Here is a 12,292-nt window from a genome sequence, read left to right as displayed (position 1 = left end):
ACCCGCCCCCTCAGTCGCGGGTCAGCTTGCGGTGGGTGACACGGTGCGGGCGGGCCGCTTCGGCGCCCATCCGCTCCACCTTGTTCTTCTCGTACCCTTCGAAGTTGCCCTCGAACCAGAACCACTGCGAGGGGTTCTCGTCGGTGCCTTCCCAGGCCAGGATGTGCGTCGCGACCCGGTCGAGGAACCACCGGTCGTGGGAGATCACGACGGCGCAGCCGGGGAACTGCTCCAGCGCGTTCTCCAGCGAGCCCAGCGTTTCGACGTCCAGGTCGTTCGTCGGCTCGTCCAGCAGGATCAGGTTCCCGCCCTGCTTGAGCGTCAGCGCCAGGTTGAGCCGGTTGCGCTCACCACCGGAGAGCACGCCCGCCGGCTTCTGCTGGTCCGGGCCCTTGAAGCCGAACGCGCTGACGTACGCGCGCGACGGCATTTCGGTCTGGCCGACGTGGATGTAGTCCAGCTCGTCGGAGACGACCTGCCAGACGGTCTTCTTCGGGTCGATCCCGCCGCGGTTCTGGTCCACATAGGACAGTTTGACCGTCTCGCCGATCTTGACGATGCCGTCGTCCGGCTCCTCGAGCCCGACGATCGTCTTGAACAGCGTGGTCTTGCCGACGCCGTTCGGGCCGATGACGCCGACGATGCCGTTGCGCGGCAGGTCGAACGACAGGCCGTCGATGAGGACGCGCTCGTCGAAGCCCTTCTTGAGCTTCTCGACCTCGACGACGACACTGCCCAGGCGCGGGCCCGGCGGGATCTGGATCTCTTCGAAGTCGAGCTTGCGGTGCTTGTCCGCCTCCGCCGCCATCTCCTCGTAGCGGTCGAGCCGCGAACGGGACTTGGTCTGGCGGGCCTTGGCGTTGGACCGCACCCACTCGAGCTCGCTCTTGAGCCGCTTCGCGAGCTTCGCGTCCTTCTTGCCCTGGACGGCGAGACGTTCCTGCTTCTTCTCCAGGTACGTCGAGTAGTTGCCCTCGTAACCGACGAGGCGGCCGCGGTCGATCTCCATGATCCACTGGGCGACGTTGTCGAGGAAGTACCGGTCGTGGGTGACGGCGAGGACGGCGCCGGCGTAGCGGGAGAGGAACTGCTCCAGCCACAGGACACTCTCGGCGTCCAGGTGGTTGGTGGGCTCGTCGAGCAGCAGCAGGTCCGGCGCCGACAGCAGCAGCTTGCACAGCGCGACCCGGCGGCGCTCACCACCGGAGAGGTGCGAGACACCCTCCTCGGGCGGTGGGCAGCGCAGCGCGTCCATGGCCTGCTCGACGGTCGAGTCGAGCTCCCAGGCGTCGGCGTGGTCCAGCTCCTCCTGGAGCTGGCCCATCTCCTCCATCAGCTCTTCGGTGTACTCGGTCTCCATCAGCTTGAGGACCTCGTTGTACCGGTCGAGCTTGACCTTGATCTCGCCGAGGCCCTCTTCGACGTTCCCCCGGACCGTCTTCTCCTCGTTGAGCTCCGGCTCCTGCATGAGGATGCCGACGGTCGCCCCGGGCTGGATGAACGCCTCGCCGTTGCTGGCCTGCTCGATCCCCGCCATGACCTTGAGAACGGTGGACTTACCGGCACCGTTCGGCCCCACCACGCCGATCTTGGCGCCGGGGTAGAACGCGGTGCTGACGTCGTCGAGGATGACCTTGTCCCCGACGGTCTTGCGCACCTTCTTCATGGTGTAGATGAACTCGGCCATACCCACGATCGTAGAGCGCACGTGATCGCGACCCGACGCCGGTCACCACCGGACTACCGAAAGTCAGCCGGGGATCACCGGAACGACCGTTTTCGCGGTCTCCGGACACCCTCGACCTCAACTGGAACCCGAGGGTCAGTCGGCGCGCTTGCCCTCGGCGAGGTTCTTCAGCATCGCGTTGTAGGCGTTCAGCTCTTCGTCGCCGGTCGCCGCTTCGCGCCGGTCACTCCGCTTCGCCTCGCGCTCGTCCTGACGCGCCCACTGCACCAGCAGCGCGATCAGCACCAGCAGCACCGGGATCTCGCCCGACGCCCACGCGATGCCGCCGCCGAGCCGCTGGTCGGTGAGCAGGTCACCGACCCACGGCAGGTGCAGCTGGCTGTAGAACGCCTGCCCGATCACCGTCTGCTTGCTCATCAGGATCACGCCGAAGAAGGCGTGGAACGGCATCGCGGCGAACATCATGCCGAGCCGCCCGAGGTACGGGATCCGCCGCGGCGCCGGGTCGACGCCGATCACCGGCCAGTAGAAGACGTACCCGGCGAGCAGGAAGTGCGCGTTCATCACCAGGTGCGCCCAGTGGTAGTTCAGCGCGTTGTCGAAGATGCCGGAGAAGTAGAGCGCGTAGAACGAGCCGACGAACAACAGCAGCGCGACCACCGGGTGGGTCAGGAACCGCGACACCGGGGAGTGCACGAACGCGACGATCCACTCGCGGGGCCCCGGCGGGGCGTCCTTGCCCGCGGCCGGCAGGGCGCGCAGCGCGAGCGTCACCGGGCCGCCGAGCACGAACAGCACCGGCGTCACCATCGACAGCAGCATGTGGCTGCCCATGTGGACGCTGAACATGGCGGGCGAGTAGCGGCCGATGCCCGACGACGTCGCGATCAGCAGCACCACGCAGCCGCTGATCCAGGCGATCGTGCGGCCGACCGGCCAGGTGTCGCCGCGGCGCAGCAGCCGCTGGACCCCGGCGAGGTACAGGCCGCCGAGCACCAGCGCGAGGGTGCCGTAGACCAGGTCGAAGCGGGTGTCGAAGAGCAGCCGCCACACCGTCGGCTCGCCGTCGAGGTTGTAGCCGATCAGCAGCTCGGTGGTGGACGGCTGGGTGACCGCGTCCGCCGGCGGCGGTGTCCTGGCCAGCCCGGACGCGATCCCGATGGTGACGAACATGATCAGGATCTCGACCGCGGCCAGCCGCATCAGCTGGCCGCCGCCCTTGCCGTCGACGAGGTCCGCGACGCCCTTCCGGCGTTGCTGGTGGCCGAAGACCCCGAGCAGCAGCAGCGCGACCGTCTTGGCGACGACCAGAAGTCCGTAGTCGGTGGTGAACAGGTCGTTCAGGCCGATCCGGACCAGCGCGTTGACCACGCCGGAGATCGCCATCACGATCCAGCAGACCAGCGCCAGCCGCGAGAACCGCTGCGCGGCCAGGCTGAGGTGGTTCCCGCGCCGGTAGGCCAGCGCCAGCAGCGCGATCAGGCCACCGACCCAGAGGGACGCGGCGACGAGGTGGAACAGCAGGCTGTTGGTGGCGATGTCGTGCGCACCGCCGCTGGCGGAGTGCCCGGTGACCGCGACCGGGACGAGCCCGCCGACGGCCAGGAAGAACAGCACCGCCGTCCAGCCCCAGGAGAGCGCGAGCCGGCAGCCGAGCGCGACGAGGACCGCGATCAGCGCCGTCCACAGCCAGGCCTTCGGCTGCTCGATGGCGCCGACGAGGTCGAGCAGCGTCTGCGGGTCGAGGACCTCGCCGAACGGCTTCCCGGCGGTGTCGGCGGCGGTGAAGGCGACCGAGAGCAGGGCCGCGCCGAACCACACCCAGGCGGCGACCCCGGCCGCGCGCAGGGCGCCGTAGCCCTCCGGGCCGAGCGTGCCGGACTTCTGCGGCGGCACCAGGAACGCGGCCAGCAGCAGCGAGCCGACGCAGATCACCGACGCGGCTTCGGACAGCACGCGCATGACCGTGATGCCGTACTTGGTGACCAGCCCCGGGTCCGGCAGGCCGGCGATGACGTAGCCGGCCCCGCCGGTGAGCGCGATCAGCCCGATGGCGACGACGGCGGCCAGCAGCACGCCGACCGCGAGCAGGGGCAGCACACTCGCCCGGCGCTGCGTCGGGACGTCGGATTTCGTCACGCTCTCGCTGGACACGCCCCAGAGGGTATGCCCAGCCCCGGTCAGACCCGTGTGACGGGCAGGATGGGGACGTGAAGATGATCCTGCTGCGGCACGCCGAGTCGCTCGGCAACGTCGACGAGCTCGCCTACACGCGGATCCCCGACCACGCCCTGCCCCTGACGGAACAGGGCGAGCGGGAAGCGCTTGCGGTCGGCCCGGAGATCGCCCGGCTGCTCGACGGCGAGCGGCCCGCTGTCTACGTCAGCCCGTACCTGCGGACGCGGGAAACGTTGCGGCTGCTGGACATCGAGGCGTCGTGCGAGCGGGTGCTGCAGGAGCCGCGGCTGCGCGAGCAGGACTGGGGCAACCTCCAGGACCCCGCCGACCAGGAGGTCCAGAAAGCGCGGCGCAACGAGTTCGGGCACTTCTTCTACCGGCTGCCCTTCGGCGAGTCGGGCGCGGACGTCGACGACCGCGTCGCCGCGTTCCTCTCGGACCTGCGCCTGCGCGACGAACGTCACCCGGAGACGGTCCTGATCGTGTCGCACGGGCTCACCGTGCGGCTGCTGTGCCGCCGTCTCTTCGGCTGGAGCATCGAGCTGTTCGAGTCGCTGTCCAACCCGGGGACCTGCGAATACCGCGTCCTCGAGGAACAGGACGGCAAGTGGACGCTGGACCGCCCGTTCGCGCAGTGGCGCGACTCACCCGACGGGGAAACGCAGCTCTAGCGGCGCGGTCAGCACGACGCGGGTGCCCTGGCCGGGCGCCGAGTCGATGCGCGCGGTGCCGCCGATCTCGGCCAGCCGGGCGTGGATCGAGTTCTCGATGCCGAACCCGCCGCGGTGCGCGCCGACGTCGAAGCCGGTCCCGTGGTCGCGCACGGACACCGTGACGATGCCGTCGTGCTCTTCGAGGCACATGACGGCTTTGGGCGCCTTCGCGTGCTTCAACGTGTTTCGCAGCGCTTCGCGAGCCGCGTCGTGCAGGGAGTTGACAACGCTTTCGGGGACTTCGTTGGGCTTCGCGAGCGAGACGAGGTCGACGCGCAGGCCTTCCGCCGTCATCTCGACCGCCAGCGCGCCGAGGCGGTGCTCGAGACCACCCGGCTCCGCGAGCGCGTCACCGTCGAGGCTCAGCCGCAGGCGCAGGGCGTGCGCGCGGGCGATGCGGCGGACCTGGTCGAGGCTGCCCACCGGGTCGAGCGCGTCCCGGGGCGCCGGCAGCGCGAGCGACTCCATCACCTGCAGGACCGTGTCGTGGACGTCGCGCCGGTGCCGCTCCCGTTCGGCGGCGCGGCCGCGCTGCTCGCCCAGCCGGTGCGCGAACCGCATCGCCCCGGCGATGAGCATGACGATCGCCAGCGCCGTCGCGGCGGCCGCGACCAGGGCCAGCACGATCCACGTCGCGGGCGCCGACGTGCCGGACACGACGGCCATGCCGTAGCGCAGGAGCACGGCGCCGGTGATCGCGATCGCCCCGGCCGGGGCGCCGCGCAGCAGCGTCCAGACCATGACCGTGCCCATGATGTTCGGCCAGGTCAGGGCGAGCAGGCCGGGCGCGTGCGCGGCGAACACCGCCGCGGCGACGCTCGTGACGAGCGTGTACGCGGTGTCGGCGGCGAGCACCGGCTTGATCCCGGTGCTGCGGTGGAAGACCCAGGCCACCTCGGCCAGGTTCGGCACGAGGTAGAGCACGATGGCGAGGCCGAGCACCGGCGCGCTCAGCGGGCCGCCGGCCCAGATCGCCTGCAGGAACAGGGCGAGCCGGAACGCGACCGGCACGAGCACGAGCCTCGGCACCGCCCCCTGCACGAGCGGGAGCCCGGCTCCGCCGGCGAGCGCCCCCGCGCCGCCGAGCAGCACAACCCTCACGACGTCCTCCCCGGGTCAAGGCCCCTACCCTGACCAGCCCACCTGAACTCGTAACGTCGGTGCATTCATTTCAGCTAACGACGCACTCAGCTTGCCCCGCTTGGTTCCGCACTGTCAACGGGGCTTCGGCGATAGGGGCCGTACTGGGAAGAGACGCGGGCCGGGAGCCTGCGGCTCCCGGCTTTTGGTCACGATTCGGCCGTCAGCGGAGTTCGTCCGTTCGCGCCGCAATCGACAAGACGTGCGGGGTGCCCGCCCGAAGCCATGCTTTTCTCACGAGTTCGGGGTGCGCCTCCCAGGGGAGATCCACCCGGAAGGCACCCGGCTCGCCGGCAGGAACCACCGGAGGGAAGGGGGCACGGTGACGACCACGAATCAACGCCGGGGCCCCCTCGACCTCCCGCCGGTCTTCTGGTGGATCTGGGTCAGCGTCCTGGTCAACTGGGCCGGGGCCTTCACCCGGCCCGTGCTCGCGCTCTCGCTCACCGCGGGACACGGGTACTCGGTGACCTACGCCGGGTTCGTGATCGCGTTGATCGGCCTCGGCGGCCTGCTCGGCACGATCGCCGGCGGAGTGCTCGCCGACCGGCTGGGCCGGCGCCCGACCCTCGTGCTGGCGCACCTCGTCACCGCGGTGGCGATGGTCGCGCTGGGCACGGCGGACGGGCGCTGGCAGATCCAGGTGGCGGCGTTCGCCGTCGGGGCCGGCTCGACGGCCGCCCGGCCGGCGATGAACGCCGCGCTCGCCGACGTCGTGCCGCAAGCCGACCGGCAGCGGGCGTTTTCCTTGAACTACTGGGCGGTCAACATCGGGGTCGCGGTCTCCTCGGCACTCGCCGGGCTGATGGTGACCCAGGGCTACACGCTGGTGTTCGTCGCCGACGCGGCGGCCACGGCGCTGTGCGCGCTGGTGGTGCTGCTGAAGGTGCCGGAAACCCGGCCCGCCTTCGCCCCGCCGGTACGCCGGGAAGCCCGGACGCGCGTGCGGCTCGACCGCCGGTTCGTGGTCTTCCTGCTCGCCACCCTCGCGATCGCGTCGGTGTACGAGCAGAGTGCGACGACCCTGCCGGTCGTCATGGTCGGGTCGGGACTCGGCGCCTGGACGTACGGCGTGGTGCAGGCCTTGAACGGGCTGCTCATCGCGCTCCTGCAGATCCCGCTGACGCGGTGGGCCCGCCGGCACTCGCGCCGGGCGGTCCTGGTGGGCAGCGCCCTGCTCGTCGGGTGGGGCTTCGGGCTCAACGCGTTCGCCGGCGGCCTGCTCGGCTACGCGATCGTCGCCCTCGTCTGGACCGTGGGCGAGATCCTGCAGATGCCCATCGGCAGCGCCGTCGCCGCCGACCGGGCACCCGCCACGCAGCGGGGCCGGTACGCGGCGCTCTACACCGGAGCGTGGTCGGCCGCGGCCCTGCTCGGCCCCATCGGCGGCGGGTGGCTGCTCGACGGCGGTGGCCCGGTTTCCGTCTGGCTCGCCTGCGCCGTGCTCGGCGCGGTGGCCGCCGCCGGTTTCGCGTTCGCGACCGGCACCAAGCTCCCGCGTGAGGCCGGCACCTCCGGCGCGCGGGCCGGGGAGGACTCCCCGGAACCCGTCACCAGGACCGGTGGCGGGCCCCCACGGGAAGGACAGCAAAAATGCAGCAGCAGTTCGTCGTCAACACCTGCGTCGCAGCCCGCCTCGCGGTGAACACCTGTGTCACGGCCCGCCTCGCGGTCAACACGTGCGTCACCGCCCGCCTCGCGGTCAACACGTGCGTCACCGCCCGCCTCGCGGTCAACACCTGCGTCGCGGCCCGCCTCCCGGTCGAGACCGGCCGGTCGGCGTCGATCTCCTGATGACCGCCGTTCGCGAAGGGGTGCCCGGCCGGAGTGGCACGAGCCACTCCGCGCCGGGCCGCGGCCCGATCGTCACGCGGGTGCAGTCCTTCGCCGGCCTGCCCGGCACCCCGGAGTCGCTGCACCTCGCGGTGGCCGACATCCGGGACGTCCGCGCCGAAGTCCCGTGGCAGGGCGACCTTCAGGGCTTCGGCACCTCCTGGGACGACCCCGGCCACGCCCGGCTCGCGGCACGGGGCGAAGCGATCGAGCGCTACTGCGGCGTCTGGCCGCCCGACCCCCGGGAACTCGTCCACGGCACCCACACCGGCCTGGTCTCACGCGGCCTGACCGCGCTCTCCCCCGACCGGCTCACCCGGTACTCGCCCCACCAGTACGCCACGCCGGGTTTCCCCTTCACCCCGTTCACCGCCGATTCCCCCGTGCACTGGGTCCGCGCGACGTCCCTCGGCGACGGCGGCGAGGTCCTCGTTCCGGCCTTCGCGGTCCACACGAACTGGCCGCACATGGCGAAACCGGCCGAGGAACCGCTCCACGCGTTCCCGGTGATCGGCGGCACGGCGGCGGGCGAAACCCTCGAGGACGCGATCCGGTCCGGGCTGCAGGAAATCGTCGAACACGACGCCACGGCGGTCTGGTGGCTCAACGGAGCGCCCCAGCCCACCCTGGCCCCGACCCCGGGCCTGGCCCGGCTCGCCGCCGGGACCGACGAGGTCCACCTCTGGCCGATCGGCAACGACTTCGGCGTGCCCGTGCTGGCCGCGGCCGTCCGGTCGCCCGAAGGCTGGCTGACCGTGGGCACGGCGATGCGGGCCGACCCCGAGCAGGCCGCGCGGAAGGCCCTGGCCGAGGCCTACACGCTGCAGATCACGTGCCGGACCTTGGACGACCGCGAGGCCGTCTCGGCGATGATCGAAGGGTACGGCGGCCACAGCCCGCTGCACCCGTGGCGGGCCGGCCGGGACTACGCCGACCGGTACCGCGAGGACTCCGCCGACATGGTCGAACTGCTGTGCCACCAGCAGCTGCACCTCGACCGGCGCGTGGGTGACGCCGCGCTGGCGTGGGCCGCGGGCGGACCGGCCGGTGACTGGGCGGCGATCCCGCGTCCGGCCGACGACTCCCTCGCGGCGTTGCACGCGTGCGTCGCGGCGGCCGGCCACGATGTCCTCTACGTCGACCTGACCACGCCGGAGGCGGCCGAGGAGGGCGTCACGGTCGTCCAGGTCCTGGTGCCGGGCACGATCGGCACCGCGCCGGCCGCGTACCCGCCGCTCGGGGCGCGCCGCGTCCAGGACCTCGGGGCCCGGCTCGGCTGGTACCCGGAGCCGCTCGGCGAGGAGGAGCTGAACCGGCGTCCGATGCCGCACGGCTGAGGCTCAGCGGACGGCCGCCGCGTCGTCTTCGCGGCGGCGTGACCGGCGCGCGGCGACCGCGGCGGGCAGGATCAGCGCGGCGACGACCGCGACGAACACGAAGGCCACCCCGAAGTCCGTCACCTGGGCGATCCCGCCGACGATCGGCGGGCCGCCGAGGAACCCGGTGTAGGCGATGGCCGTGACGAAGCCGATCTCGCGTTCGCCGCCGGTGCCGTCACCGCGCTTGCCCGCGTCGCCGGCGAGGCCGAGGGCGAGCGGGAAGGACGCGGCGAGCCCGGCGCCGGCGAGCGCGAACCCGGCGTACCCGGCGGCGGCCACCGGGATCGCGGCCGCGGCGAGCAGCCCGGTCGCGGCCAGCGCCGACCCCGCGGCCAGGCACCGGGTCGGGCCGAAGCGGCGCTGCGCCCACGAACCCGCGAGCCGGGTGAGGGCCATGACCAGCTGGAACCCGGCGAACGCCAGCGCGGCCGCGCCCGGGCCGACGCCGCGCTCCGCCGTCATCAGCAGCGCGGACCAGTCCGAGGACGCGCCCTCGGCGATGGCCGAGCACAACGCGACCGCGGCCAGCAGCCACAGCACCGGACGGCGGATCGGCGCCCGGCGCGGCGGGGGTGCTTCCGCGTGCTCGGGACGGCTGCCGGGGACCGCGCGGAGCACGGTCAGCAGCACCGCGACGGCGACGACGGCGGCCACGGTCAGGTGGCGTCCCGGCGGCCAGTCGTGGCCGGCGGCGAGGCCCGCGGCCAGCGAGCCGGCGAGCGCGCCGACGCTGAAGCCCGCGTGGAACTCGGGCATGATCGGGCGGCGGATCCGGCGTTCGACGGCCACCGCGGCGACGTTCATCGCGACGTCGAGCATCCCGACGCTCACGCCGATCGCGAACAGCGCGCCGGCCAGCAGCGGCACCGTCGGCGCGAAGCCGATCAGGACCAGCGAAGCGGCGGCGAGGACGGTGCTCCCGGCGACGACCGCGCGGGCACCGGCCCGTTCGATGATCCGGCCGGACACCGACGCGGCGGCGAGCAGCCCGGCGCTGGCGCCCAGCAGGGCCAGGCCGAAGACGCCGGGGGCGGCGTGCACCTGCGCCGCCAGCGCGGGCGTGCGCGACGCCCAGGAGCCCAGCGCGAGGCCGTTGACCGCGAAGACGACGAACACCGCGATCCGGTCTCTTCCCATGGATCCAGCGTGGCCGAAGTGCTTCGGAAGGTCCATGGCCGAATAGCACTTCCTTCACCCTTCCACAAGACCGTTCGCGGATCTGTGGACAACCGGGTCCCGCCCGGCGACCTGTCCACAGATTCGAAATCGCGGGCTGACAAATCTTCCGCCGCCCGCCAATCTGGAATCACCAGTTCACCGCGGCCCGCGAAGCCGCGATTCCAGAGGGGAAATCCACGATGTCTTCACGCCGTCTCCGCGCCCGCCTTCCGCACTTGCTGATCCTGGCCGCACTGGGTCTGCTGACCAGCGTCGGCACAGCTCAGGCCGCTCCCGCCCAGGACGAACCGGGGTGCCAGAAGGGTGAATTCTGCCTGTGGCCGACCGGCGACTACGGCGGCGCGGTCCAGCGGTTCGACCTGCGCACCGCGAATCCCGGGGAATGCATTCCCCTGCCCGGGGGATTCGCCGGATCGTCATTCGCGAATCTGCTGACGCGCGACGTCACGGTGTACCAGAGCGAGGAATGCTCGACCGAGGGAGATTTCGTCACCTACCCGGGTGGCGGCACTTTCGTCCCGGACGCGCCGTTCCTGGTCCGCGGGATCCAGATCTGGGAGTGACCACCTGACCCGGGCCCGCACCGCCGCCTGCTCCCGAGGGGGGAGAGCCGGCTCGCGGCGGCGGCCGGACCCGACCGGGGCCGCTCCCCCGAAAGCGGCCCCACCCCGTGGGCGCGCCTCAGCGGCGGGGCGCGCCCACGGGCCCCCACGCCTCCCCCGGTGGCCGGCGGGCCCGGCTTCAGGCACACCGCCGGTCCTTCCCCGGCCGGCGGCGTGCCTGATCCGCCCGAGTCCGGTTTGTGCCGTCACAGGAGCGCCGTACGCGGCCGAACGAGCCTTCGAGAGGAGTGGGAGCGAACTTCGGGCCACGGGGGCGGTCACGGGCTTCTCAGCCCGCCGACGGGCCTGACCAAGGCAAACGGGGAGGAGGCAGCGGAGCACCGTGCCGTCCACTGCACCGGGCAAGCAGCGGCGTGCGGACGCTCGCGGCGCTGCCTGCCCGGCCGCGGGACGTGCGGGCGAGCACGGTCTGGCTGGACAGCAAGAGCCTTCTGATCGTCAGGTTACAGGTTCGCGGCGCGGCAGGAAGCCCGCTTCGTCACCCTCAGCACTCCACTCGACACAGGAAGGGGTCCACACCACGCGTCACCCGCACGAGTCACCCGCGGCCGGACGCCGGTCGTGACGGCTCACCGGCCGAACTTCCGAATTCCGTCGAACGAGACCTGAAACGATTCGCCGGTGTCGAACGATCGAGAGGATGGCGACGACTAAGCTGCCAGTGCCGGGTTACCGGCAGCAGCCGTCGGCGCGGGCCCTCGTAGCTCAGCTGGATAGAGCAAGAGCCTTCTAATCTCTAGGTCGCAGGTTCGAGTCCTGCCGGGGGCGCCACCAGGGAAGACGTCGTGCGCGGCAGCGCACGACGCACCCTGGCCTTCCATCGCCTGAGGCCCTTCTTCCGCACCGGCGGCGTACCCCCACTGTGGACGGTCACCGTCCGTGTTCTCCGTGCGAAGAGCCCGGAAGTCGCACCGCGTGAGCGGCCAGGTGGCCCAACGGTCCCGACCGAGCCCATCCCGAGACAACCTTGTTACCTGAGCGGCGGGTGTGCTGTTCCGCACCCGAATCGTCACGCCCAGCGATGACACCCCCGGTACGCCCGACGCCGGACACGACAACCCGATCGAGTGAAGCGACATCGACCGAACGAAGGAGGCGAAACACCACCGTGGCCCACGAAGAACCGGGCGGACGACACCGGCGCCGCCGGGCCAACCGCGTGACGCGCAATGCCCTGGACGAAGCCCGGCGCGCGGGTCTGGTCCGGCGGCACCTGACCAAGCTCCGGTACCTGGCCGAGCGCGCCGCCCGCGCACCGACGCCCGAAGGGACGGCCACCGAGGGGCCGCCCTCCACATCGGACGCCGCCTGACCCACCCCACGGCACGCGGCCGATGCGACGCCGGGCGCGGCCGTGACTCCGGCGATCCGATGTGGACTCCGGCGGCCGACCGTTCGGCGGCCGAGCAGACCTCCGGCGCGGTCCGGACCACCAGCCGGACCTCCAGCGGTCGCCCCGATCGCACTCGGAACGAGCCGCCCGGCTTGGTCCGGACCACCGGCCAGGCCCAACCGGCCACGAACGCACGAAACTCCGCCGCCGCCCGGTCGGCGGACAAG

The 12,292-nt window shown here is 72.0% G+C and carries 10 protein-coding genes and 1 tRNA gene; 7 read left to right on the top strand and 4 right to left on the bottom strand.

Annotated features, from left to right (window positions below; all coding sequences use genetic code 11):
• Positions 1–10 precede the first annotated feature (10 nt).
• Both ettA and ACZ7PG_RS47315 read right to left on the bottom strand, forming a co-directional pair.
• Positions 11–1,687, bottom strand: a complete 1,677-nt coding sequence (gene ettA / locus ACZ7PG_RS47320; protein WP_470245799.1) for an energy-dependent translational throttle protein EttA — start codon at positions 1,685–1,687, stop codon at positions 11–13.
• Positions 1,688–1,822: 135 nt separating this feature from the next.
• Entirely contained in the window at positions 1,823–3,841 is a 2,019-nt protein-coding gene (locus ACZ7PG_RS47315; RefSeq protein ID WP_470245798.1) for a bifunctional copper resistance protein CopD/cytochrome c oxidase assembly protein, read from the bottom strand.
• Positions 3,842–3,897: 56 nt separating this feature from the next.
• Between ACZ7PG_RS47315 and ACZ7PG_RS47310 the strand changes: the two genes are divergently transcribed.
• On the top strand, positions 3,898–4,536 hold the full coding sequence (locus ACZ7PG_RS47310) for a histidine phosphatase family protein (RefSeq protein ID WP_470245797.1): 639 nt from the start codon (positions 3,898–3,900) through the stop codon (positions 4,534–4,536).
• Here ACZ7PG_RS47310 and ACZ7PG_RS47305 read toward each other — a convergent pair.
• Positions 4,510–5,670, bottom strand: coding sequence for a sensor histidine kinase (locus ACZ7PG_RS47305; protein ID WP_470246476.1), 1,161 nt, complete (start codon positions 5,668–5,670; stop codon positions 4,510–4,512). The genes ACZ7PG_RS47310 and ACZ7PG_RS47305 overlap by 27 nt on opposite strands.
• 370 nt (positions 5,671–6,040) lie before the next feature.
• Here ACZ7PG_RS47305 and ACZ7PG_RS47300 point away from each other — a divergent pair, with 370 nt between their 5' ends.
• The 3 genes from ACZ7PG_RS47300 to ACZ7PG_RS47290 are packed head-to-tail and all read left to right on the top strand — an operon-like array spanning position 6,041 to position 8,888.
• The gene (locus ACZ7PG_RS47300) at positions 6,041–7,363 is read left to right on the top strand and encodes an MDR family MFS transporter (RefSeq protein WP_470245796.1); all 1,323 of its coding nucleotides are present in this window, start codon (positions 6,041–6,043) and stop codon (positions 7,361–7,363) included.
• Positions 7,312–7,512: a hypothetical protein gene (locus ACZ7PG_RS47295; protein ID WP_470245795.1), complete on the top strand. Its 201-nt coding sequence runs from the start codon at positions 7,312–7,314 to the stop codon at positions 7,510–7,512. The genes ACZ7PG_RS47300 and ACZ7PG_RS47295 overlap by 52 nt, the downstream gene beginning before the upstream one ends.
• A complete protein-coding gene (locus ACZ7PG_RS47290) occupies positions 7,512–8,888 on the top strand; it encodes a YcaO-like family protein (RefSeq protein WP_470245794.1) in 1,377 nt (458 codons plus the stop codon). The genes ACZ7PG_RS47295 and ACZ7PG_RS47290 overlap by 1 nt, the downstream gene beginning before the upstream one ends.
• A gap of 3 nt (positions 8,889–8,891) precedes the next feature.
• Here ACZ7PG_RS47290 and ACZ7PG_RS47285 read toward each other — a convergent pair whose 3' ends face one another.
• Positions 8,892–10,067, bottom strand: coding sequence for an MFS transporter (locus ACZ7PG_RS47285; protein ID WP_470245793.1), 1,176 nt, complete (start codon positions 10,065–10,067; stop codon positions 8,892–8,894).
• A gap of 221 nt (positions 10,068–10,288) precedes the next feature.
• Here ACZ7PG_RS47285 and ACZ7PG_RS47280 point away from each other — a divergent pair, with 221 nt between their 5' ends.
• The 3 genes from ACZ7PG_RS47280 (at position 10,289) to ACZ7PG_RS47270 (ending at position 12,044) form a co-directional block, all read left to right on the top strand.
• Positions 10,289–10,672, top strand: coding sequence for a peptidase inhibitor family I36 protein (locus ACZ7PG_RS47280; protein ID WP_470245792.1), 384 nt, complete (start codon positions 10,289–10,291; stop codon positions 10,670–10,672).
• Between the two features lie 754 nt (positions 10,673–11,426).
• Positions 11,427–11,503 (top strand) — tRNA-Arg (locus ACZ7PG_RS47275).
• 337 nt (positions 11,504–11,840) lie between these two features.
• Entirely contained in the window at positions 11,841–12,044 is a 204-nt protein-coding gene (locus ACZ7PG_RS47270) for a hypothetical protein (RefSeq protein ID WP_470245791.1), read from the top strand.
• The last annotated feature ends 248 nt before the right edge of the window (positions 12,045–12,292 follow it).

The organism is Amycolatopsis sp. NPDC114504 (assembly GCF_055633595.1).
The sequence above is the reverse complement of the archived record's forward strand: the minus strand, read 5'-3'. Positions and strand labels throughout refer to the sequence as shown.